At 70.1% G+C, this 23,761-nt stretch carries 14 protein-coding genes and 1 pseudogene; 7 read left to right on the top strand and 8 right to left on the bottom strand.

The features are described 5' to 3' along the window. Positions 1-222 precede the first annotated feature (222 nt). Both EL340_RS08870 and EL340_RS08865 read left to right on the top strand, forming a co-directional pair. Positions 223-675 (top strand): sterol carrier family protein, encoded by a 453-nt coding sequence (locus EL340_RS08870; protein WP_126414290.1) that lies wholly within the window; start codon positions 223-225, stop codon positions 673-675. 438 nt (positions 676-1,113) lie between these two features. Next, positions 1,114-2,802 carry an RNB domain-containing ribonuclease gene (locus EL340_RS08865; protein ID WP_126414289.1) on the top strand — a complete coding sequence of 563 codons (1,689 nt, stop codon included), beginning with the start codon at positions 1,114-1,116 and terminating at the stop codon, positions 2,800-2,802. 13 nt (positions 2,803-2,815) lie between these two features. On the opposite strand, the gene EL340_RS08860 is transcribed toward EL340_RS08865, so the two are convergent. Beyond that, positions 2,816-3,334 carry a TetR/AcrR family transcriptional regulator gene (locus tag EL340_RS08860; protein ID WP_126414288.1) on the bottom strand — a complete coding sequence of 173 codons (519 nt, stop codon included), beginning with the start codon at positions 3,332-3,334 and terminating at the stop codon, positions 2,816-2,818. Between the two features lie 56 nt (positions 3,335-3,390). Here EL340_RS08860 and EL340_RS08855 point away from each other — a divergent pair, with 56 nt between their 5' ends. After that, positions 3,391-4,236: an EamA family transporter gene (locus tag EL340_RS08855; RefSeq protein WP_232022961.1), complete on the top strand. Its 846-nt coding sequence runs from the start codon at positions 3,391-3,393 to the stop codon at positions 4,234-4,236. Between the two features lie 56 nt (positions 4,237-4,292). On the opposite strand, the gene EL340_RS08850 is transcribed toward EL340_RS08855, so the two are convergent. After that, positions 4,293-5,462: an amidohydrolase family protein gene (locus EL340_RS08850; protein WP_197722290.1), complete on the bottom strand. Its 1,170-nt coding sequence runs from the start codon at positions 5,460-5,462 to the stop codon at positions 4,293-4,295. A 204-nt stretch (positions 5,463-5,666) separates the two neighbouring features. On the opposite strand from EL340_RS08850, the gene purF reads away from it, so the two are divergent. Both purF and purM read left to right on the top strand, forming a co-directional pair. Continuing rightward, entirely contained in the window at positions 5,667-7,553 is a 1,887-nt protein-coding gene (gene purF / locus EL340_RS08845; protein WP_126414286.1) for an amidophosphoribosyltransferase, read from the top strand. 177 nt (positions 7,554-7,730) lie between these two features. After that, on the top strand, positions 7,731-8,876 hold the full coding sequence (purM, locus tag EL340_RS08840; RefSeq protein ID WP_126414285.1) for a phosphoribosylformylglycinamidine cyclo-ligase: 1,146 nt from the start codon (positions 7,731-7,733) through the stop codon (positions 8,874-8,876). A 285-nt stretch (positions 8,877-9,161) separates the two neighbouring features. Here the strand turns inward: purM and EL340_RS08835 are convergent, their stop codons facing one another. The 3 genes from EL340_RS08835 to EL340_RS08825 form a co-directional block, all read right to left on the bottom strand. Further along, positions 9,162-9,365: a DUF3073 domain-containing protein gene (locus EL340_RS08835; protein WP_003781441.1), complete on the bottom strand. Its 204-nt coding sequence runs from the start codon at positions 9,363-9,365 to the stop codon at positions 9,162-9,164. Positions 9,366-10,141: 776 nt separating this feature from the next. Continuing rightward, positions 10,142-12,622 carry a UvrD-helicase domain-containing protein gene (locus EL340_RS08830; RefSeq protein WP_126414284.1) on the bottom strand — a complete coding sequence of 827 codons (2,481 nt, stop codon included), beginning with the start codon at positions 12,620-12,622 and terminating at the stop codon, positions 10,142-10,144. A 1-nt stretch (position 12,623) separates the two neighbouring features. Continuing rightward, on the bottom strand, positions 12,624-19,229 hold the full coding sequence (locus tag EL340_RS08825; RefSeq protein ID WP_126414283.1) for a DEAD/DEAH box helicase: 6,606 nt from the start codon (positions 19,227-19,229) through the stop codon (positions 12,624-12,626). Positions 19,230-19,445: 216 nt separating this feature from the next. Here EL340_RS08825 and EL340_RS08820 point away from each other — a divergent pair, with 216 nt between their 5' ends. Further along, entirely contained in the window at positions 19,446-19,706 is a 261-nt protein-coding gene (locus EL340_RS08820; protein WP_232022960.1) for a type II toxin-antitoxin system Phd/YefM family antitoxin, read from the top strand. A gap of 440 nt (positions 19,707-20,146) precedes the next feature. On the opposite strand, the gene EL340_RS14940 is transcribed toward EL340_RS08820, so the two are convergent. Continuing rightward, positions 20,147-20,668, bottom strand: coding sequence for a hypothetical protein (locus EL340_RS14940; protein WP_164719317.1), 522 nt, complete (start codon positions 20,666-20,668; stop codon positions 20,147-20,149). Positions 20,669-20,710: 42 nt separating this feature from the next. Here EL340_RS14940 and EL340_RS08800 point away from each other — a divergent pair, with 42 nt between their 5' ends. Continuing rightward, positions 20,711-20,962 (top strand): hypothetical protein, encoded by a 252-nt coding sequence (locus tag EL340_RS08800; RefSeq protein ID WP_126414280.1) that lies wholly within the window; start codon positions 20,711-20,713, stop codon positions 20,960-20,962. 1,009 nt (positions 20,963-21,971) lie between these two features. On the opposite strand, the gene EL340_RS15440 is transcribed toward EL340_RS08800, so the two are convergent. Then, complete coding sequence (locus EL340_RS15440) at positions 21,972-22,721, bottom strand: transposase family protein (RefSeq protein WP_197722279.1); 750 nt, start codon at positions 22,719-22,721, stop codon at positions 21,972-21,974. Positions 22,722-23,027: 306 nt separating this feature from the next. Continuing rightward, positions 23,028-23,486 (bottom strand): annotated as a pseudogene (locus tag EL340_RS15960) (RNA-directed DNA polymerase); the annotation flags it as partial. Positions 23,487-23,761 lie beyond the last annotated feature (275 nt).

Here is a 23,761-nt window from a genome sequence, read left to right as displayed (position 1 = left end):
GTTCCCGACCGCTGTCACGAGGACGGCCCGGCCCCTGGAGGCCGGGCCGTCCTCGTCGTTGCGAGGGGGAGGTCGGTACTGCACGGGCCTGGGGTGCCACTGGCCAGGAGGTGGGTGTACTCCACGGGGTTCGGGGGTTCGTGCAGTGCGGTCAGCCCCTGGCCAGTACGGCCCGAGCCTCGTGGAGTGGGCCTCTGGGTGCGACTGGGTAGGCTTCGCGCCATGGCTGCCAGACGACGCATCGACCCCGCGGTGGGCGCCCAGGCCCTGCGCCAGTGGGCCCAGGAGCATGACGAGACCCAGGAGGCCCCGGGTGACGGTGCCGCGAGCACGGCCGGTGCCGGCGGGGACGCCGGTTCCGTGAGCCCCGCCGACCGGGCCGCCCGGCGCCGCATCACCGCCACCGCTGTGCGCTACACCCTTGAGGAGCTCGCCGCCTGCGCTCCCGGACGCTCGGTCGAGGTGCGGGTCCCACCCTTCGGCGTCACCCAGGCCGTCGCCGGGACTGTCCACCGCCGGGGGACCCCGCCCAGTGTCGTCGAGACCGACGCCTCCACGTGGCTGGCCCTGGCCACCGGCCGACTGACCTGGCAGGACGCCCTGGCCAGTGGTGCCCTGCAGGCATCCGGCGAGCGATGCGACCTGTCCGCCTACCTGCCCCTGGTCAGATTCTGAGAGCTTCGCGCCGGCCTGCGCCGGTAGGCGTCGCTGCCACTGCCAAGACCCTGCCGCCGCATGACGGCCCTATGAGACGTCCGCGTGTTCGTAGGGTAGGTCGCGCGGTCGTACCCTCTACCCCTCGACCGCGCGACTTACCCCTCGACCGCGACGAGGTACGTGCCTCGCCCGGCTCAGATCCCCGCCGCCCCTGAGTCGCAACGTCTAGGGCTCCGTAAGGGGCAAGAGTGTCACCCATGGAGACTTTTCAGTGCGGCATTGTGCGTGGCGCCTCAGGTCACGAGGCTCTGACCAGCGCAGACACGTTCCGGTTGGTGCCCCGCCGCGCACGTCCGGCCCGAAAAGTCGCCACCAGTGACACATTGGGGCGGCGGTCCGACCCCGTAACCGCCTGTTGATCTCGGTGCCAGTGGCCGGCGCCGGTAGGTTCGTCCCATGAGTCGCACGCGCCTGAGCACCTACACCGCCCCGCCTGCCGAGGTCACCCGCGCCCTGGACGAGCTGCGCGCGCAGTACGAGGTGCCCACCGCCTTCCCGCCCGAGGCCCTGGCTGAGGCCGAGGCCGCCGCCACCGCCTGGGCCCAGGACGGCCCTGCCCGGCTCCTGGCCGAAGGCGCCCGAGACGCCCGCGACCTCGACCTGGTCACCATCGACCCGCCCGGGTCCATGGACCTCGACCAGGCGGTACTCCTGGAACGCCTGCCGGTGCAGGGCGACAAGGCCGGGGCGACGCCCGCCCAAGCATCTGCCTCGTCCAACCCGGCGCCCGCCTACCGCGTCCACTACGCCATCGCCTCGCTGGCCACCTTCGTCACCCCAGGTGGCGCCCTGGACGCCGAGCTGCGCCGCCGCGGCGAGACCATCTACGCCCCCGATACCGCCACGCCCCTGCACCCCGAGGTCCTCTCCCACGGCGCCGCCTCCCTCCTGGAGGACGTGGACCGCCCGGCCTGCCTGTGGACCATCGACCTCGATGCCCGCGGCGAGGTCGTCTCCGCCCGCGTGGAGCGCGCCCTCGTGCGCTCGCGGGCCCGCCTGACCTACGACCAGGTCCAGGCGGCCATCGACGGGGAGGGCTCCCTGCCACCGGCCGCCCCCGCCGACCTTCCCGAGCTCCTGGCCCAGATCGGCCGCCTGCGCCTGGAGCGTGAGGCCGCGCGCGGCGGCATCAGCATGACCACGCCCGAGCAGGTCATCGAGGTGACGGGAGCGCCGGAGTCAGCCGGAGCGCCGGAGCCGGCCGAGGCGGACCCCTCCGGGGCGGCTGAAGCGGCCGGCCCCGAGGGGGCCGCCGGGGCTACGAGCCCGGGCGGCTACCGGCTCGCCTACCGCGTGCCCGTGCCCGCCGAGCAGTACAACGCCCAGATCTCCCTGCTCACCGGCATGTGCGCCGCCCGGATCATGGTCGAGTGCGGCGTCGGCATCCTGCGCACCCTGCCGCCGGCGCGCCCCGAGGACTACGCCCGCCTGCGGCGCGTCGCCGCGGCGCTCGGCATCGACTGGCCGGCCGCCCGGCCCTACCCCGAGCTCGTGCGCGGTCTGGATCATGCCGTGCCCGCCCACGCCGCCTTCATGGACCAGGCCATGTCCCTGTTCCGCGGGTCGGGCTACCTCGCCTTCGGTGCGGGCGGCGTCGGTGTCCCGGCCGACGACGAGGCCTCCGACACCGAGGAGGCCGTCCACTCCGCGATCGCCGCCCGCTACGCCCACGTCACCGCGCCGCTGCGCCGCCTCGTGGACCGCTACGGCGAGGAGGTCTGCATCGCCGCCTGCGCCGGGGCGCCCGTGCCCGAGTGGGTGCTCCAGGCCCTGCCCGACCTGCCCAGCGTCATGGAGCAGACCGGCAAGCGCGCCCGGGCGATCGGTCGAGGCGCCCTGACCGCCCTGGAGGCCCTCGTGCTGCGCGGCCACGAGGGTGAGGACTTCGACGGCGTCATCACCTCCGAGCGCGACGGCCGCGGCGAGCTCGTTCTGGCCGAGCCCGCCGTCGTCACCGAGATCCGCGCCGGCAAGGGGTCCTCCGACGACGGCCGCCTGCCGGTCGGCGAGCCCGTGCGGGTCCGCCTGCTGTCCGCCGACCCCGCCACCGGCATCCGCTTCACGCTCCTGCGAGACCAGTCCTGAGGCGCTCGGCGCGTCAGTCCTGTGGGAGGAGCTGATCCAGGAGCTCCTCGGGCTCGGCTTCGACGAGGTCCAGCGCGCCGCGCGAGGCGAGCGAGGCGACGCCGTGGACGGCTGCCCAGGCGGCGGTTGCGGCGGCCTCGGGCGCATCTGGGTGGTCTTGCGCGAAACGGGCCCGCCACTGCTCAAGGAGCGGCAGGGACGTGGCTCGCAGGTTCCTGCCGCTGCCGGCCAGCAGGTCGTGGCGGGTGATGAGGTCGAAGGCGTCCGGGTGCTCGACGGCGTAGGAGACGTAAGCCCTCGCGGTGTCCTTGAGGCTCCCTCCGGCGTCGGCGACGTGCTCGCGAAGCTCGCCGAGACAGACCTCGGCGATCGCGGCCAGAAGCAGCGCGAGGGTGGGGAAGTGGCGTCTCGGTGCGCCGTGGGAGATGCCGCAGCGCCGGGCCACCTCCCGTACCGTCACCGCGCCGATACCGCTTTCATCAAGCAGCTGCCGTCCTGCCCGGATCAGCCGGTCCTCGGTCTTCTCGCTCATGGTCATAGCCTGCATGTTGTAGACGGCGTCTACAACTGGTAGACATCGTCTACATGATGGTTTTCGGGTCCTCCCTCGCCCTGGTTGCGGTTGGTTCCGCGCTGCACGCCCTGTGGAACGTGCTGGTCAAACGGTCCGGCACCTCCGACGTGACCTTCGTGTGGGTCTACAGCGCCATTGCCGCGCCGCTGTGGCTGGGGGTGCTGGGGGTGGCGGCGCTGACCACTGGCCTCGGCTCCGCGTGGTGGGCGGCCCTCGTCAGCACGGCGCTGCACACCGCCTACGCCGCGGTGCTCCAGCGCGCCTACTCGGCGGCGGAGATGTCAGTCGTCTACCCGGTCTCACGCGGGCTGGCGCCGGTCCTCGTGACGCTGGCGGCGGCGCCGTGGGCGGGGACCCCGAGCGCGATGCAGGTCGTGGCGCTGCCCGCCGTCATGGTCGGCGTCGTCCTCGCCTCGGGCGCCACCTGGCACAACCTGACCCGCGCCCGGGGATTCTGGGCGGGCAGCGCCGTCGCCTCCTGCACTGCCGCCTACACCCTGTGGGACGCCTTCGCCGTGGCGCACCTGCACGTCTCGGTCATCCCCTATATGGCGCTGTCCAGCGTGGCCCAGCTCGCGCTGCTCACCGCCGTGCTGGTCCGACGTCGCCGCGAGCTGCCGGCCGCGCTGACCGCAGGCTGGGCGCGTGCCGTCCCCATCGCGGTCCTGGTGCCGACGACCTACGCGCTGGTGCTTCTGGCCATGCGCCTCGGGCCCCCGTCCGTCGTCGCCACCTCCCGGTGCCTCAACGTGGTCTTCGGTGTCATCGCAGGAGTGTGGCTCCTGCGCGAGCCGTTCACCAGGCGATCAGTGCTGGGCGTGGCGATGATCGTCGTCGGCGTCCTCCTGGGGGCCGGCTAGCGCTGCCGGAAGGACGCGGGCGGGCCGACAGACCCACGCGGCGCGAGCTCAGGCACCTAGAGCCCCAGGAGGCGCTCGGCGTTGCCGTGGGCGATCGCCGCCCGCTGGGCCTCGGTGAGGTCGGCGGACTCCAGATAGGCCCGCACCCCGTCCAGGCTCTGGTAGGGGTAGTCGGTGGAGAACAGGATCCGCTCGGCCCCCAGCAGCGCGACGCAGAAGGCCAGCTGCTCGGGGTTGAGCATCCCGCTGGGGGTGACGCTCACGTGGCTGCGGTAGGTCTCCAGGATCGTGCGCTCCAGGCCCGTCGCCTCCCGGGGCAGGGCGTCGTCGAGCCGCCGCAGGAAGAAGGGCACCATCTCGCCCCAGTGGCCGCTGATCACCTGCAGACCCGGGTGCCGCTCGAAGGCCCCGGACAGGATGAGTCGCACGACGCCGACCCCGGCCTCGTGGTGCCAGCCCCAGCCGAACATCGCGAGCCGCGCGTCGATCTCCTCATCGAAACCGCTGTAGTAGGCCTCGGCCGCACCCGGCGCCAGCAGTCCCGGGTGCAGGTAGATCGGCACCCCGAGCTCGGCCAGGGCCGCCAGGACGACGTCGTAGCGGGAGTCATCGAGGAAGGTCTCGCCGGGGCGGCCGTTGAGCAGCGTGCCGTGCATCCCCAGGTCGGTCACCGCGCGTCGCAGCTCGGCGGCCGCGGCGTCGGGATCGTGCCAGGGCAGCGCGGCCAGGGCGGCGAAGCGGTCGGGGTGCTCGGCGACCGCGCCGGCCAGCAGGTCGTTGGCCTGGCGTGTCAGGTCGTTCTGCTCCCGGGGCGGGGCGAGCTGCGGGAAGCCGCCGATGGACAGTACCTGCATGTCGATCCCCGCGGCGTCCATGTCCGCCAACCGCGCCTGACCCAGGTCCATGAGCTTGCGCGCCGAGACGTCCTTGGCAATGACGTGTGGGCTCGTGGCGCCCTCGGCGTGCAGCCCGTCGGTGACCCGGCTGCCCCAGCCGGCCAGGTACGGGGCGCTGCGCCCGGCCACCGGCCCGGACGCCCGGGCCAGAGGGGCGCTCAGCGCGTGCTCCTCAACGCAGATGAGCCGCATGCGGTGAGCCGTCGGGGCCGCCGAGGCCGCCGAGCCTGCTGTGGCCGCCGTAGTTGCTGAGGCTGCCGAGGCTGTTCCACCTGCGGCGCTGTCCGTCGTCGTTCCATTCGTCATGCCATTCGCCGCGGAGGAAGTCATGCCCGAAGCCTAACCAGTGTCCCGCCCCGTCTCGCTCCGGCCGGGGAGGGAGGGAAAGTCCCTCCGGGAACCTTCAGACTTCGGTGGGTCCTGACTTCGACAACCTCCAAAACCGCAGCATCCCACCCCTCGACGGCGGGTCAGCGGGCCGGCTCCGGCCCCCGCCGATGGGCAGAGGACCGCGGGCCATGAAAGACTGTGCCCGTGCGCACCGGTGAGAATCCCACGCAGACCACCTCTGACCACCCCGACGACGCCCGCCACGCCCCCCGGGCGGGCTCCTTCGAGCCCAGCCGCCGGCCCGGCCCGGCCGACCTCGCGGCCCCTATGGCCCCCTCGGCGCCTGTGGCCGCGGCCCCTGCGGCCTCCACGCCCTCTGCACCCTCTGCGTCACCTGAGGTCGCCCCCAGCCTGACGGCCCTGCCCGACGACCACTCCGACGAGCTCGAGCCTGAGCCGCGCGAGGAGTGCGGCGTCTTCGGCGTGTGGGCCCCCGGCGAGGAGGTCTCCCGCCTGACCTACTTCGGCCTGTACGCCCTCCAGCACCGCGGCCAGGAGGCGGCCGGCATCGCCACCTCCAACGGCTCCCAGATCCTCGTCTACAAGGACCTCGGCCTGGTCTCCCAGGTCTTCGACGACCAGGCCCTGTCCAACCTCACCGGGCACATGGCCGTCGGTCACGTCCGCTACGCCACCCAGGGCGCCACCACCTGGGAGAACGCCCAGCCGATGCTCGGTCCCGCCGCCGGCTCCACCCTCGCCCTTGCGCACAACGGCAACCTCACCAACACCCGTGAGCTCATGGACGCCGTGCACGCCACCTCCGGGGAGGACCTCAGTGGCGAGCTGGGCCGCGGCTCCTCCACGGACACCGCGGTCCTGGCCGCCCTGCTCAACCTCATCTCCGAGCGCGGCGCCCTGGAGGGCTGGGACTCGGCCGCCGACATCCTCACCTCCGGCATCACCGACGACGCCGAGCTCGACGCCGCCTACTCCGCGCCGGCCCCCCTGAGCGTGCCCCAGGCCGCCCGCCGTGTCCTGCCCATGCTGCGCGGCGCCTTCTCCCTGGTCTTCATGGACGAGCGCACCCTCTACGCCGCCCGCGACCCCCACGGGGTGCGCCCCCTGGTGCTCGGGCGCCTGGGCAACGGCTGGGCCGTGGCCTCCGAGACCGCCGCCCTGGACATCGTCGGCGCCACCTTCGTGCGCGAGGTCGAGCCCGGCGAGCTCATCGAGATCGACGAGGACGGCGTGCGCTCCTCGCGCTTCGCCACTGCCCGCCGCGCCGGCTGCGTCTTCGAGTACGTCTACCTGGCCCGCCCCGACACTCGCATCGCCGGGCGCAGCGTCATCGCCTCGCGCAACGAGATGGGCGCCGCCCTGGCCCGCGAGCACCCGGTCGAGGCCGACCTCGTCATCGCCACCCCCGAGTCGGGCACCCCGGCCGCCATCGGCTACGCCCAGGCCTCCGGCATCCCCTACGGGCAGGGCCTGGTGAAGAACGCCTACGTGGGGCGCACCTTCATCCAGCCCACCCAGACCCTGCGCCAGCTCGGCATCCGCCTCAAGCTCAACCCCCTGCGCGAGGTCATCGAGGGCAAGCGCCTCGTCGTCGTCGACGACTCCATCGTGCGCGGCAACACCCAGCGGGCCCTGGTGCGGATGCTGCGCGAGGCCGGCGCCGCCGAGGTCCACGTGCGCATCTCCTCCCCGCCGGTCATGTGGCCCTGCTTCTACGGCATCGACTTCGCCACCCGCGCCGAGCTCATCGCCACCGGCATGAGCGTGGAGGAGATCGGCGAGTCCATCGGGGCCGACTCCCTGGGCTTCCTGTCCGTGGAGGGCATGGTGGCCGCCAGCGGTCAGCAGGCCGACGACCTGTGCCTGGCCTGCTTCACCGGCGACTACCCGATCCCGCCGCCCGTGCGCAGCCTGAAGTCCGCCGCCATCCCGGTGCGCCGCGTGCCGGCCGCCTACCGGGGGCGGCGCCGCGGCGAGCAGTCCGACGACGCCGAGCGCACCGTGCCGCTGGGCAGCATCACCCGACCGGACCTGGCCTCCGGCAGCCCCCTGGGCTCGACGACGTCGTAGCCCGGGCCCGGCGTCGGCCGAGCCCCGGCCGGCCGTGCCCGGTCATGCCGGCCGAGCCGTCGTCGCCCGCCGGACCGTCTTCGTCCTCGCCAGCGAACCAGCCAGCCTCCGCCTGCCAACCGCCTGCCAACCGTCACCCACCCGCCTTTGAGACCCGAGCCCCCAAGGAGCCACCACATGAGTCAGCAGCCCGACCAGACCGCCCCGGGAATCACCTACGCCGCCGCCGGCGTCGACACCGCCGCCGGGGACCGGGCCGTCGCGCTCATGAAGGACGCCGTGGCCGCGACCATGACGCCGGCCGTCGTCGGCGGCGTCGGGGGCTTCGCCGGGCTCGTGGACGTCTCCGAGCTGCGCGACTACCGCCGCCCCCTGCTGGCCACCTCCACCGACGGCGTGGGTACCAAGGTCGCCATCGCCCAGGCCCTCGACATCCACGACACGATCGGCCAGGACCTGGTGGGCATGGTCGTCGACGACATCGTCGTGGTCGGGGCCCGCCCCCTGCTCATGACCGACTACATCGCCTGCGGGCACGTCGTCCCCGAGCGGATCGCGGACATCGTGCGCGGCGTCGCCCAGGCCTGCGCCGCCGTCGGCACGCCGCTGCTGGGAGGGGAGACCGCCGAGCACCCCGGACTCATGGCCCCCGATGAGTACGACGTCGCCGGCGCCGCCACCGGCGTTGTTGAGGCTGACCGCATGCTGGGCGCCGAGAAGGTGCGAGCCGGTGACGTCCTGGTCGCCCTGGGCGCCTCCGGACTGCACTCCAACGGCTACTCGCTGGTGCGCCGCGTCGTCGAGCACGCCGGCTGGGGGCTGGAGCGCGAGGTCCCCGAGTTCGGACGCACCCTGGGCGAGGAGCTGCTCGAGCCCACGCGCCTGTACGCGCGCGTGTGCCTGGCCATGCTGGAGACCCTGTCCTCGCCGGCGGCCCCGGGGCCGGTCCACGCCCTGTCCCACATCACCGGCGGGGGACTGGCCGCCAACGTCGCCCGCGTCCTGCCGGCCGGGCTCATCGCCGACGTCGACCGGGCCTCCTGGACGGTGCCGCCGGTCTTCTCCACCGTGCGCGAGCTGGGCTCGGTGCCGTGGGAGGACCTGGAGGGCACCCTCAATCTCGGGGTGGGGATGGTGGCCGTGGTCGACCCCGCCGCGGTCGACGCCGTCCTGCGGGTCGCCGAGGGGTCCGATATTCCCGCCTGGGTGCTCGGCGACGTGCACGAGGCCGCCACGTACGAGGCTCGGGACCGCGTCGTCTCCGGCACCAAGGGAGTTGATGGCGGCGCCGTCGACATCCACGGCGGCTACCGGACCGCCTGAGGCCGCTGCGGCGAGGCCCCGTCGGACACGTGTCCGACGGGGCCTTTGCGCCGTTAAGTGTCACGCTTGGCGACTATTCAATCCCGCTGAGGCCGGCCCTGGTGCCCTGCGCGAGGACAGCACGACCCTGACCTGGGTCGATGCGACGCAGGTTGATCGAGTCAGGAGTGAAGAGTCGCCGAGAGTGACACGGATGGCTGCCTGACGGCCTCGACTCACGCGCTGGTAGGCGCGCGGAAGGGCCGGTAGGTGCGTCCCTCCGGCCCTCCTCGACTGGGGGTGGGGCTACTTGCCGCCCTCGTCCCAGTCATCATCGTCGACGGCATACTTGGCGGCCAGTTCCTCGTAGTCGATCTCGTCATCAGGCTCAGATCCCGAGGATGCTGAGACGAGCTCCCGCTCCAGAGCCTTGTAGTCGGTCTCCGGGCTGAAGTACTTGAGCTTACGGGCAACCTTGGTTGCCTTGGCCTTCTGACGGCCGCGCCCCATAGGCTCGACCCCCTCCAACGTGTCACGGCGCGCACGTGGGCGCGCTCTTCCTGGTCAAATATGTCGTGGGCCAACCGTACAACGTCAATGCGCACGAACACCATTCGGACACCGGATGCGAATCGTGGTGACGCACACCCCACATATGGGACAGGCAGTCCAAGAAGCCCTCAGGGGGTGCTCAGTCCATCCTCGGTAGACCTACAGCAACCCCGCGGATGCTGCCCAAGAGTCGCCCGAAGCCCCTCCAGAGGCGTCGGTGCCGCTGCCCCGGATGGTCCCTGGGGAAGGGGTAAGGGGGTGGGGTGCCGAGCGCCGGGGGTGCTCGGCCGCGCTTCGCCCGAGGCGTACATAACGGCGAGGCCCATGAACTGCCTTCCTGCGGTGCGGGACGGTGCTCGGTGGTGAGTGGGGCGGTGGCCTCTGGGGTGTGCGGGGCGGCTCGCAACGTGATCGACGTCCACAGCGTCTCAGTCGGTGGCCTCTGGGGTGCGCGGGGTGGCTGTTCGTGGGGGTTGTGGGGGCGGTTTTGTCCGTCAGGGACGACTTTGAAGCCGCCGCGGGCCGGCGCCGCTGGCCCAAAACGCTCTGACCAGCGCAGATGCGAGAGCCCCTTGAAGGTGCCTCCGTCAAAGTCGTCCCTGGCGGACACTTTTGCGTTGATGTCCCGCCGGCGCGTCTGCCTCGGCGGATCGCTTGGCGTACGGGTGGCTTGGTGTCCTCGCAACGGATCGCAGAGCGGAGTCCCGTAGCGCGCGGAGGCGAGGAGGCAGGGCCTACTGCGTGAGGGCGGTGATGAGGGGGCTGGCCTCACCGGCCCAGGAGATGGCGAGCTGGTCCCTGGCACGGGTCGCGGCCACGTACAGCAGCGAGCGCTCCCGCAGCAGGGCGTCCGCGCCATCGGCCTCGGAGTACTCCTGGTCCCGCAGCGACCGGGGGATCGCGCTGCGTGAGACGTCGAAGAGCAGGACCTTGCGGAACTCCAACCCCTTGGCCCGGTGCATCGTCATCACCACCGGTCGGCCACGGCCGGCCGCCTCACGATCCACGGCGCGCACCTCCACCCCGTGCTGCGCCAGGCCATTGACAACGGCGTCGCGCTGGTAGCGGTCGCGTACGAGGACGGCGATGGTCTCCGGAGCGCTCTCCCCACTGTCCCGGTCCTGCTCCAGCCACCGGCTCAGCAGCTCGGCGGCCTTGCTGAGCTCTTCGGCGCGGTCGGCGGCATGGAGGAGCAGGGGCTCGGGCCCCGAGCGCGGCGAGACGTAACGGTGCTCCTCGGCCTGGCCTTCCATGTCCTCGTAGGCGCCGGGGTCGAGGATCCCGAAGGCCGCGTCGAGGTTCTGGCGCGTGGTCCGGTAGTTGCGGGTCAGCCGCCGCGAGCGCCCACGCACCTGGATCCCGTAGTGGCTCAGCGTGATCTTCTTGCCGTAGATCCGCTGGTGGGAGTCCTCGGCCAGGAACAGGTCATCCGGCCCGGCCTCCACCAGGGCCCGCAGCAGCTGGAGGTGGGCGGGCGTCAGGTCCTGGGCCTCGTCGACGAGCACGTGCCGGAAGGGCCGGGGCACCCCTCGCTCCGCCTGCTGGTCCAGCCAGGCGGCAGCCAGGGCGAGCTGCTCGGAGAAAGAGGTGACGCCCAGGTCTGCGCTGCGGTCCCGGTAGCGTTCAACAGCCTTCCATACGGCAGCGCGCTTGGAGCGGTCGAGGGCCACGCCCCGCCCGGGCCGCCGCACGCGCAGGTACTGCTGGAGAGTGGTGACTCGCTGGGGCAGCACGATCATCTCGTACTCGGACTCCAGGAAGTCGGCGGACCGCAGCCCCTCGGGCAGCTCGTCGCCCATGAGGGTGAGGACCTCCTGCCACACATCGGCCCGGGGGTAGGTGAGCACCTGCCGGCGAGGCTGGCCGATGACCTGCTGCGCCGTCTGGGCGATGGCGTCCCCGGCGCGCTGGAGGATCATGCGCGCGACCCGGTCCAGGCCGCTGACGAGGACACCGGGCTCGCCGAGCTTCTCGGTGAAGGCGAGCTCCGGGGCGAGCTGGGCCAGCTGACGGCGCAGGTCGTCGGCGAGGTTGCGCGTGTAGGTCGTCAGCAGGATCCGAGGCTCCTGCCCCGCGGCCTCATCCCGCTCGGTGAGCTCGACGGCGCGGTGCACCGCCACGACCGTCTTGCCGGTTCCGGCGCCGCCTGAGATGCGCATGGGGCCACGTGCGTGCCGCTCCACGAGGGCGCGCTGCTGAGGGTGCAGGAAGAGCTGCCACTCGGCGAAGGTGAGCCCCTCGATGGCGCGGCGCAGGTCCTCGTCGCTCTCCAGCCAGGTGAAGGTGGTGCGCGCCGCACGGGTGCGCAGGCCGGCGATGAGGTCGGCGTCGGTGGGGTCGCAGGCCACCTCGTCGGCGGGCAGCAGCCCGAAGTCCTCACGGACGTCGGCGATCGTCGAGCCGGTGGCCAGGTTGAGCAGGGCCTCACCCTGCCAGGCGACCCGGGCGGTGGCGGCCAGGTCGAGGACCTGGGACTCGCGGGTGGCCGCGAGCGCCGCGGCGCCCAGCCGAACATCGATACCGAGCTCGTCGCGCAGCACCTCCACGCTCAGGCCCTCGGGCCATCTCGGTGCCTGGTCGCGCCCGGGGACGACGACGGCGCCGGCCACAGGAACAGCCCCGCCCCTACTGCGGGGGTCCTCACCGCGGTGGCCCGCCGCAGTCTTCGAGGCAGGTCCTGCGTCCGGGGCGGCAGCAGGCCCGGCAGCCGGGGCCTTGGCCGCCTCCTCGTTGCGGCGGCGGGCCTCGGCGTTGGCCGCCTGGATCCGGGCGGTCTCGCGGGCGATCTCGTCGGTCTCGCGCTGGGCGGCGGCGAGCTCGGCCTGGGCGGCGCGTCTGGCCTGCTCGACAGCGTCGGCGTCCTGGGCGATGAGGTCCCTGATGTGGGTGACCTCGGTGGTCCCGTTGTAGGGGTTGATGCCGACGGTGACGGACTCGGCGATCTTGTTGGCCTCATCGTGCTGCCAGATGCCGTGGATGACGTAGACGGGCCCGGCCTCGGCGCTCAGCTCGAACAGGACGGCCCGGTAGGAGTCGGTGACGCGCGCGGTGCGCACACGCCGGTCCTGCGCCCCGCGAATGTGCTCCAGGTGCAGACCCGAGCTCGTGGTCATGGTGGCGAGCTTGGTGATGAACGGCCCGATCTTGGCCCTGAGGGACGGGTCCTTGGTGGTGGCGTCCTTGGTCTTGCTGCTGGGCCACAGGATCGCGGGCATGTCAGTGTCCTTCCAGGAGCTCGGGGATGAGCGCGCAGATGTCGGCGGTGGTGCGGGCCGGATCGTCCCCGGTGACGACGACTCTCCAACCGTCTGCCGTCAGGGCTTCGACGTCGCCCTCCTGCGGCTCGGCCAGGACGGCGACCTTGGGCGCGGCCCAGGACAGGTCCGTCATGATGCCGCCGGCCAGCTCGACGCCGTCGCCCTCGTGGGGGACGCCTGCGGCCGCCAGGTGGGGCAGGAGCGTGAGGATGGCGGCGGGGGTGAGGTCCCGGTCGACGTCGTCCCAGCCGAGATCGTGCATGGTGGCGGGGCTGCCCGCGACGTCGGTGACGGTGGTCCGGGTGTCGGCGCGGGCCCGCAGCTCGGCCAGGGCCCGGCTGGTGGTGGTGATGTCCACGGGGCTCTGGGCCAGGGCGAGGACGTTACTCAGCCGCAGCCAGGTCAGCCAGGCCTCGGCGTGGTCGGGGGAGGCCAGGGCCTCCTCGGAGTCGTCGAGCACGAGGGCCATCCCCGTGGTGGAGGTCCCGGTGAGCCGGACCGCCAGGGCGAGGTGGGGGATGGCGAACACCGAGCCTGAGGTCCTGGCCCCGGTGGTGCCGCCTCCGGACGCCGGGGCCGCGCCGCTGGGCTCGGTGCCGTCGGGTGTGGCGCCACCGGGTTCGGGCAGGTCGTCCTCGGGCCGCAGGGCGCGCAGCGCCTCCCACAGCGGGTCCGCGCCAGCCTCCTGGGTGGGGGAGTAGTGCAGGGAGGCGTTCTCGCTCAGGGGCAGGCGCTGGGCGGCGCCGACAACGAGCGGCCCCCAGACGGAGTCGGCCAGGGCGCTCATGGCTCTCGCCTCCGGGCTGGGGTCGGGGCCGGTGTCGGGGCAGCCCGAGTCGTCCAGGAGCATCGCCTCCAGCAGGGCCATCGGCCCGCCGCGCCAGGCGGCGACGGCCTGCTCGGTGACGCTGCCTGCGCGGGCGGGCCCCAGGGAGCCGTTCATGAGCCGGGCGACGGCGTTGTCATCGAGCCAGGCCGGGTCCCATGGTCCGTCCAGGTCCTCGACGCCGACGGAGACGACCCGGTACCCGGCGGCGCGCAGCCGGGCGCGCTTGTCGGCGTCGTCGGCCAGGCGGTTGTGCGTGCGGCTGGCGTGGTAGCTGCGCCCGTCGGTGAAGATGGCGATGGGGCTGCGGCCCCCGGGGCGCAGGCAGGTGAAGTCGGGGCGGGTGCCGCTCGCGTCGAGCTGGGGGCGGATCCTCCAGCGGCCCCCGTCGATCTCCAGGGCGGGTGCGCCCGAGGGGTCGGAGATGGTGCGCACGGCCATCTCCTTGCTCATCAGCTCGGCGAGGGCGGCCCGGAAGCGTACCTCCAGGGGGCTCTCCCCGGTGCCGGCGCGCACGGCCTCGTCGGTGACCGTCCACTGGGGTATGTCCGGGTCGAGGCCGGCGAACTGGCCCTCGGTGTCAGCGGTCTCAAGCCCCAGGAGCTGGCCGATGGCGTGGAAGGCGGCGGCGCGAGTGACGTCGCCGGAGACGGCGTGGGGCTGGAGGCAGTCGGGGCACATGTCCTTGCCCTCGGCCCGGCACGGGCAGGTCGCCAGGCGCTGCCCGGTGCGCACGAGCAGCCGCCAGAGCCGGGCGGGGTCGTCGTGGTCGGTGAGGTAACCGGTGCCTCCGGGGACGGTGTCGTGCAGGAGGAGGGCGGGGCGGGTCTCGCCGGGGGCACCGCCCGCGACGGGGTGGGGGACGCCGACGATCCCCAGGTGGTCGGGGGACCCACCGGTGGTGATCTCCAGGCCCAGGAGGATCGCGGAGGCCAGGGACTCCACCCCCACCCGGTCGGTGGCGAAGCCCAGGGGCAGCACGAAGGCGAGGGCCTCGGTGCTCAGCTCACGCATGAGGTCGACGCCGATGGCGTGCTCCACCGGGTCGCTGCGGTGCCGGCACCAGGGCCGGTGCTCGCGGGCGGAGGAGGTGCCGGTGCTCGTGTCGAGCTTGCCGCAGGCCTCGCACAGGCGGAAGTCCCGCGAGGCCACGGCGATGCCCGCGACCCGGTCGACGCTCTGGCCGGCCAGGGCCCGCCCGGTGTTGAGCCAGCGCAGGCTCATGGCGCGGTAGCGGGCCAGCCCGAACCCGGAGGCCTCCACGCTCCACTGGCGCACCGCGCGCGTGGGGTCGATGTCGGCCAGGGGCAGGACCTCGAAGTGGGTACGGATCCGTTCGTCGCTGGAGTCCCCGATCCGGGCGTCGTCCCTGGAGACGTCGGCGAAGACCCGGGTCAGGCGCATGACCCGCCGGGCCCGCCCGACGTCGGCGATGGCGGTGTCACCGCACCTCGGGCACTGAGGGGGCGCGGCCGGCGCGTGCTCCTGGGGGCCGTGGACGTCAACGTACCCGCAGGCCTCGCAGGTCAGCCACCACTGCGCCTGGTCCTGCAGGTCAGAGGCGTCGATGCCCTCGATGCCCATCTCCAGGCCGCGGGTGTAGAAGGTGGCGCCGGGGGCGAACTCCTTGAGGGCGTGGACGGAGGCGCGCTCGACGTCGCAGGGCTCAGTACGGAACTCGTCGGTCTCCGGGTCGCGCCAGGAGACGCGGGCGGACAGGCGCACCGAGTCGTCGATGAGGGTGTAGTTGGGCAGGATGCCGTGGCGCTCCAGGGCCGAGACCCAGTGCTCCTGCTTCAGCTCGAAGATCCGGGTCTGGGCCGCCTTCTGGGCGCCCTCGGCGGCGCGTAGGGCCCGGGCGTCCTCCTCGGTGGCGTTGGGGCGGTCGGCGACCACCGTCAGCTCGGGCAGGGCCTCGCGGATCTGGCGCTCCTGGCGGTGCAGTCGCTCGGACTCGGCGCGGTGCTCGGCGGCGGCCTGCTCAAGCATCTGGCGGGGTCCGGCGCCACCGTCCTGAACCACCCAGGCGGTCAGCCGGTCGAGCGCCGGCGTGCGCGTCGTGAAGGCGGCGGTGAAGGCCTGTGCAAGCAGGGGGCCGTCGCGCTCGATCCGCTCGCTCATGGTGGCGATGAGGGAGCCGTCCCCGGTGGCGCCCAGAGCGGTCTCGGCAGTGGCGCGGCTGTGGCCGCCGGAGGGGACGGCCGGGTGGTTCTCGCGGGTGAGGGTGTCGATGACGGAGGCGAGGAACTGGCGGCGCAGGATCTCCTCGGCCCCCAGGTAGGTCGACGGCGGCGCCACCGAACCGTTGAGGAGGCGTGTGGGCTCGTCGAGCACCGGGAGCTGGTTGCGCCGGCCGGGCACGTAGGCCAGGGCGAGCGCCGAGCCGCTGCGGCGCCCCGCGCGGCCCACCCGCTGCACGTAGGAGGCGACCGTCGCCGGCAGGGAGCCGAGCATAACGGTGGACAGGTCCCCGATGTCGATACCCATCTCCAGGGTGGGGGTGGCCACGAGGACGTTGGGGTCGCCCGGCAGCTGATCGGGGCGCTTGAAGCCGGTCTCGACCTTGGCGCGCTCGTTGGCGTCGAGCAGGGAGGTGTGCTCGTGGGAGTCGACCCGGCGCACGTGGGCCCCGGCGTACATGCTCCGGTAGAAGCTCTCCGCCGGGTGGGGGCCGGCCTCCAGGTGGCCGGGGCACGCGGCGGCCGGGCAGGGGGCGCCGTCGAGCTGGCCGACGGTGGCCGCGGCTGCGGGCAGCTGGGTGCGGCAGGTGCCGCACACCAGGAGCAGGGCCTCACCGGCGGTCTCGCCCAGCGGGGAGATGACGACGCGTCCGGCCGGCAGCCCGTAGACGGTGCCGCCGCTGTCGGTGCTGGTGGCGGTGAGGATCTCGGCTTCGGCCAGGTGGGCCAGGAGGGCGCAGGCCAGGCGGGCGGCGTGAGTGGGCACCACGTCCAGGCACTTGCGGGTCCAGGTGGCGTACCAGGACCTGGATGAGCCCGCCGGCACGAAGGCCGACTTGCGGGTGTCCAGGCCGCCACCCACCTGGGGGAAAGCGGGGGCGGCGCGCCCGGTGGGGAAGGCGGGCTGGCCCTGGTCGCGGTTGCGCTTGTACCAGATCCACAGGCGCTTGCCGTCGTCGCGCTTGTAGCGCGCCAGCCACTCGTGGTCGATGGCGCCGTCGCGGCGCATGTGCTCCAGGGTGCCGCGCACCCAGGTGAGCAGGCGCGCGTCGGTGAGGTCCTCGAACCCGTCGAGGGCGCCCTGCCGGCCACCGCCGAGGGCCTGGCGGGCCAGGTCGATGAGGGCGGCGGCCTCGCCGGCCCGGACGTGGACGCTCACCGAGCCGGTGGCCTCCAGGGTGCGCCCGTAGGTCGACTGGAGGCCCACCTCCAGGGCGATGTCGAACAGGAGCCGACGGCGCACGTGGGGCTTGGCCCGGCTGCGCCCGGAGACCGGGGCTTGCGGGTCCCAGTAGGGCTTGAAGCGCTTGTGCTCGGTCAGGTCCGCCGGGACGAGCCGGTAGCGGTCGAAGGCGCTGGCCTGGGCGTCGTCGAGGGCGGCCTCGGCCCACTCCTCGATGGGCATCTCGGCGGTGAGCGCCCCCCGCAAGGCCGAGCGCAGGCTCATGGTGTGGGAGCGCTGGTTGACGAAGCCGGCGCGGTGGGCGGCGTCCTGCACGGAGTCGGTGAAGATGAGGGCGCGCTTGTCGGCGTCGTCCAGGGCGTCGTCGCCGAACAGGGTGGTCAGTGACACCGACAGGAGCGTGGCGACGGCCGAGCCGAGGAAGCGGATCGAGTCCTTGTCCCCGCAGGAGGGGCACACGTCGCGGGTGGAGTCCTCGGCGATGCTGCGCTCGTCGCCGGTCAGGGTGAGGACCGGCAGGATGAGGCCCTCCTTGGCCTCCGGGTCGTCGTCGGCCGGGCGGCGGGTGAGGAGCTCGCGGCTGTTGACGGAGTACCAGCGCAGCCCGGGGTGGTGGGCCTGCGGGGCCGGCTCCCCGGCCTCCAGGCGGGCGCGGTAGTCGGCGTCCTCGCCGGGGGCGTGCAGCAGGGCCCGGAAGCGGGGGTCGCCGATCTTCCGGTCGCGGCGCACGTGGGACTGGTCCTCCTTCTCCTGCTGCCCGGTGGGGGCCAGGACGATTCCCCAGCCGGAGCGCCCGCAGGAGCGGCAGTACAGGGCCGGGCGCGCCGGCTCGTCGACCTGGTGCTGCTCGGCGATCGCGTCACTCCAGCGGAAGGCGGGCAGGGAGCTCAGGGCCCGGTCGACGCGGGTGACCTCCCGGATCCACAGGGTGACCTCCACGTTGACCGCGCGCCGGTCGGGGCGGCCGTCCAGCCCGGCGCGCACCACCGACAGGGCCGCCAGGATCGCCGAGAGGACCCGGCGGGCCAGGTCCGGCTCGTGGGCGGGGCCCAGCAGGGCGTGGGCGAGTTCGGACAGCCGCGTGGAGCGCTCGGCGGCGCGCACGAGGTCCAGGACGTCCGGGTGGGCCTGGAGCGCGGAGGCCAGGGCGGCGGCGTCGAGGGTGTCCTCAAGGTCCTCGGGCAGGTCGTAGAGGTGGGCGACGACACCGCGCAGCAGCTCCTCCGGGGCGGGGGAGGCGGCCTGGGCGAGCCGGGCCAGGGCCTGCAGGTTCTCACCGGGCAGGGACCTCAAGCTTCGGGCGAGGCCGGTCAGGCCCTTGGCGGTGGCTGCGCGGCGGTGGGCGTCGGCCCACTGGTCGAGGTCGGCGCGGGTCTCGGTGACGACGGCGTCGGCGGGCAGGTCCGGCCCGAAGACGTCACGGGCGAAGGCGAGCATCCGGGAGGGATCTGCGCCGTCGCCGAGGGTGGCGGAGGTGGCCACGGGGCACACGGGCCCCAGTGGGGAGGCGGCGAAGGCCTCCTGGCGGGGGTCGTCGGCGGGCAGGTGGGCGCGCAGGGTCAGGCCCAGGCGCCGCAGCAGCATGGCGACGTCGGTGCCCTGGGCGCTGTCGTAGGTGTGGAACTCATCGAGGACGAGGTAGGTGAGGGAGGCCGCCGAGGCCCGCCACAGCTCACGGTCCTCGGGGCGCAGGAGGAGCTGGTCGAGCATCTTGTAGTTGGTGAGCAGGATGTCCGGCGGGTCGTCGCGGATGACGTAGCGGTCGGTGATGAGGGAGTCGGCGGTGACGTGCTTGCGCGGCTGGGCTGAGGAGTCGCCCGTGTAGAGGGCGGCGCGCACTGCCGCCAGGGCGGGGTCGTTGGTGATGAGGCGGGCGAGGCGGCCGGCCTGGTCGGTGGCCAGGGCGTTCATCGGGTAGAGGATGAGGGCCTTGATGCCGGTGATCCCCTGGGCGCGGGCGCGCAGGACGTGGTCGAGGACGGGGTGGAGGAAGGACTCGGTCTTGCCCGAGCCGGTGCCGGTGGTGACGATGGTCGGCTCGGGGCGGTGGCCGGCCTTGGTGGTCAGGCGCCGGTAGGCGTCCTCCTGGTGCTGGTAGGGGGCCAGGCCCGGGTCCCAGTTGAGGGGGCTGTCGGCCGGGGTGGTCTGGTTGGCGGGGGAGGTCGCACCGGGGCCGGCGGCGGGCGCGCTCGCGGCCAGGTAGGGCAGGCGCAGGCGCACGAAGGGGCCGACGAAGACGCCCTGCTTCTCGTCCTCCAGGAAGTCGGCGAGCACCCGCCTGGGCTCGGCGTCCGTGAGCGCGAAGGTCGTCGACAGGTAGTCGACGATGGAGCGCCGGATGCGTTCTGCCTGAAGGCTAGGGAGGAGGAGCGTCATTGGTGGAGTGTGCTGGTGATGGGGCGGTGGGGTGCGGATGAGGCGCGGGAGCCGAGCCTGCCGGGGCGGCGCGGCTTTGCGCGGATCGCTGTTGTTCCGGGAGGAGAATCCCGCAGGGCAGAGGCTACCCCAGTGAGGGGACGGGAGAGGCGGAGCCCGAGTCGCTTCTTGATGACAAGGCGTACATATTTGCGCCCTTCGCCCATACTGGGTGCCATGCCCGATCTGCCTGTCTTCGCTGCGCGCAGCCGGCTCGACGATGTCGTCAACGACGCCTGCGCCAGCCATGAGCCCGTCTTCCTGACTTGCCGGGGCCGCCGCGTAGCTGCGGTGATCGGCGCCGACGACTTGGAGCGCCTCACCCAGGCGGCGGAGGACCTGGCGGACATTGAGGCCGCTGACGACGCCCGTGCCGAGATCGCTGAGCACGGCACCATCCCCTGGGACGAGGTCAAGGCCAGCCTCGGGCCCGCATGACTCACCGGATCCAGTTCAGCCCGGCGGCGGAGTGCAGATATACCGTTGTCGGCTGTGTGACCTGCGCTTACATCCGGCCACCTGAGGTGGCACCGATCAAGCCCAGCGCAACACGACCTGCCGCAAGAGCCGTCGACGACCGGAGTGTCCACCTCAGGTGGATCCGTGCCACCTGACCTCGCGGGATTCCGGAGACCGTCACCCAGCGCGAAGACGTGTACCGAGTTAGATCTCCCGCAACGGCCCACGCCAGGCGCGCCGCTTCTCGTATCCACCGTGCTCCACGGACTTCGCGGGCAGTCCTACATGAGGCACCGAGCCTCCTTCGCGGGCATCCTTCATGAGTCTCGTCGGTTGGTGGACATGGCGGAGCGGCGCCAGCCATAATAGTGGGGAGCCACCCGGTTGCCGCCGGTTGACTCCCCTGGCAAGTGGCTGGTCTATCCGAACCACTTGCTGAGGGCATCCACAAGGACACCGACGGCCCGGACAAGGCGAGCGATTGCGTTGAGAACGTCGCTCACCTTCCGGGCCGTTACCTTGCCCTTGCGGACGTGTGTGCGTTGGCCTTTCGGCTTGGACACGGCCCTCACCTCCTTCCTGACCTCTCCTTCCCCGGCAAGGACACATGGACGTTCCGGGAGGAGGTGCCGAAGGGAGGCAGGTCTCATCATGGCAGCCTGCACTGACATCCTGAGCTTGGTCCTACCGCGGTTGTAGGCCGCGGCAGTTTGTACGTTGGTAACAAAGGTTGACATCTGTGTTGTGTGGCAAATATAGTTGCCATCATGGGGTTTTTGAAGAGTGCGTGGAAGCACGGCTTCACACGAGAGGATATCGACCATGCGCTGAACAATCCCGTGACAGTCCATTATTTCGACGGATATGTCATCGTCGTCGGTCCTTCTCGGTCCGGTCACCTGATCGAGGTCGGTGTCAATGATGACGACTTCGTCTTTCATGCTATGTCTGCGCGCGAGAAGTTCTTGAGGAGGAATTGAAATATGAAGCCCACCGAAGAGATGCTTGACGAGGTCGAGAACGCCAACAACGGGGATGGTCCGGATCCTGTGGCCACGGTCGAGGATCCTGCCCTCGCAAGAATTGCGGTCGCGCAGATACGGCTCCGTGCCGCCGAGCGTGCGCTCGATGAGGCTGTGATGGAAGCCCGTGATGTTGGCCTATCGTGGCAGGCAATAGGGGACATCTTGGGTATGACTCGCCAGGGTGCGAACAAGCGCTTCCACGCCGCCTGAGGAGTCGTGGATATCCACGTGGTCCTGGGGTCTATTGCGAAAGCACGATGAGGTGTCCACGTGTTCGTGCCTTATATCGCGCGTTCGTACCCTTTACCCCTCGAACGCGAGACCTAAGGTACGACCGCGACGTCGATGACTGGCAAGAGACAATCTCCGCCAGGGCGGAACCAACACTACGCCGATTCTGTGCCGTGACAACCAGACATTTACTTAGGAGTCGTAAGCGCGACTTACGCAGCCGTTGACCTCGCCCATGCCACAGCTGCGATCCGCCTAACACTTTTGCCGCCACCGGCAAACGGAGACTCGGTGGAGAGCCCGACGGTGGGGGAGACATCTCCGACGAGGCTGCCCTGCGTGCTGGCTTCACCCAGGTTGCCGCTATTCAAAATAGGGCCGTGTCGAGCATTCACTTTGAGTTAAGGGTGCTCATCGATGGATGTTGGATCGTAGTCTGGTGCTGTCTTCGGCGTCTTCCAGTTACACCATTCTAGATACTTTAATGTAATTTTATTGGCCGGGCTTCTGCGGAGAAGTCTGGCTACTTGGCTATGAGGGGATCCGGCATTAAGGAGGGCGAGCGCCAAGATTCTATCTCTTTGTGGTCCAGGGTTCTCATCGATTATCGAGTGTGCCCGAACTTTAAATGTTCTGGGTTCTAGTCGTGATAACCTGTCCGCCGCGATAGCGAGGCAGTGTATTGATGTTCCTTGGTCAATCCATGACCAAAGCAGATCTCTAAGATCAGTTTTTATTTCATTTGAAGGTACCGAAATCGCGTACTGGGCGCGCACCCACGGGAGAGATGTAAGTGGAGCCGAAATAGACTTTGCGGCCCAGTCAGAAAGGTCTAGAGGGAAGAATGGGTGGTCTCTGCCTGATAGAATGAATCGACCAAGTCGATCTGCGGCATGAGGCATGCGGGGGGCCTCTGATGCCCAATCTTCAATCCGATTATAAAACCCATGATGTTTTAGGCTCTTCAAAACTCTACCAAGAAGGTTATTCAGGGGTTGGTGTAGGCGTAGAGGGCTAGGGTGGCTGTGATAGTTTCTTTGAAGGTGTGCAGGGGGCGCCTGTAGTCGTGGGCCAGGATCTTCCAGGATTTGATGTGCGCGATGGTTCTCTCCACGACATACCGGATTTCATTTAGGGATTTGTTGGCCTGCTTCTGGGCCTTGGTGAGCTCACTGTTGGGAGGTTTCTTGTAGGGGGTGAGAACCCCGGTTCCGATGTAGCCTTTATCGGCGATGCAGCAGGAGGGGTCGATCTCCTCCAAGAGACCGGAGGTGGTGATGGCCTTGGTGTCGTGGGTGGCCCCCGGTAGCGGGTCTGAGGCCCACCGCAGGCGCCCGGCGGGGCTGACCAGTACTTGCAGGCTCAGGCCGGTGCGCTTGTGCTTGCCCGACCACAGGTCCGTCCGATCCTTCCAGCTCCAGCACGGCAGGAGCGTACCGTCGATGATGTGCACGCCCCCATGGGGGACCTCCTCGACGGTCGCCAGCACAGGCCCCAAGACCCTGGCGATGATCCGGGTGACCACCGAGATCGCCCGCGAGATCGTCGGCTGTGACACCCCCATGATCTCGGCGATCGCCTCCTGGGAGGTGTTGGTGCGCAAATACATCAACGTCGCCCGCACCGCGGCCAGTGGGCCAAGAATTCTTGGCGCCAAGGAGATCTCAGTATCACCCAGCACCATTTCCACCAGGCAGCTCAACTGCGTTCTGTCCAGGCCTGTGATACCCTTACCCATGACGGCTCGTTCCTGAGAGGTTTCATGTAGCAATCTGATTCTCTCAGACCAACGAGCCGTCACCCATTCAACACACCGAACCCCTAAACCCCCATACACGCCCCTGAATAACCTTCCAATTGTAGGGCGACTGAATCTCGATGGGTTGGCAAGTATCTCCGATTCGAGGTCGACTAGAAACGAATCGTCGTAAAATATGAGTGGAGGCTCGTCATATCCTGCATCGACAATGACCGGCTCCACTTCAATAAGTTTATTCTCTTCTTCTTCGATTTCTTGTACAAGCTGAGTGGATGTGATGATGCTTGTTTTTGAAGTATTGATTTCGAGACCGAACCGACGGGCGTCGTTTTGAATTACCGTTAAAAGGTCGTGAAGTTCTTCGTAACTACCTTCGAAGCTAATGTCATCCATCCATCGTCGAGCGCTAGTAATTCGCCCTGTAAATAGCCTTTCGGAAATGCGTAGATCGATATAATAGAATGCGAGTTGAGCGAGAATAGAGGCTGCGTTACTGCGTTGCGGCAACCCTCGACGCCCCGGGGTTGTGGCATGCTGCTCTAGAACGCTGTTGATAATGTTGGCAGCGGTCGTTTTTCCCACGGTTTTATATACGAAGTCTGAAACTTCTTTGTGGTCGATAGAGGCAAAACATGAGGTAATATCGGTTTGGGCTGAGTATTCTGATTGTAAAATGTCTTTCTTTGTGCCGGTATATTGAGTCCACTCGTTCGACGATTGTCCCGCGAATTTTCCATTACGCATACGCCAGCCGTAGACCCAATCTTCGAGGGATTCATGAAGACTGGGAGCGACTTGTAATGCCGCTGCAGCGAAAGCTAGGGATGATTGAAGGTCTTGTGTGACAGCTGGTCGTGTTGCAAAGAAACTCTTAGGGAAGTCGAAGGGGAGGAAAGATGGTGGACTGGTGAAATTAATGCCACTAGATGTTTTTCCGATCCCAAGCGTCGATGCGTCGAGGGTTTTGGTGAAGTTTGCGTCGAGTTCGGGGAAATTCCAAGGATCTCGATACCAAGCTC

Source organism: Actinomyces viscosus (genome assembly GCF_900637975.1).
Taxonomy (GTDB): Bacteria; Actinomycetota; Actinomycetes; order Actinomycetales; family Actinomycetaceae; genus Actinomyces; species Actinomyces viscosus.
This window is presented reverse-complemented; position numbering and strand designations above follow the sequence as displayed.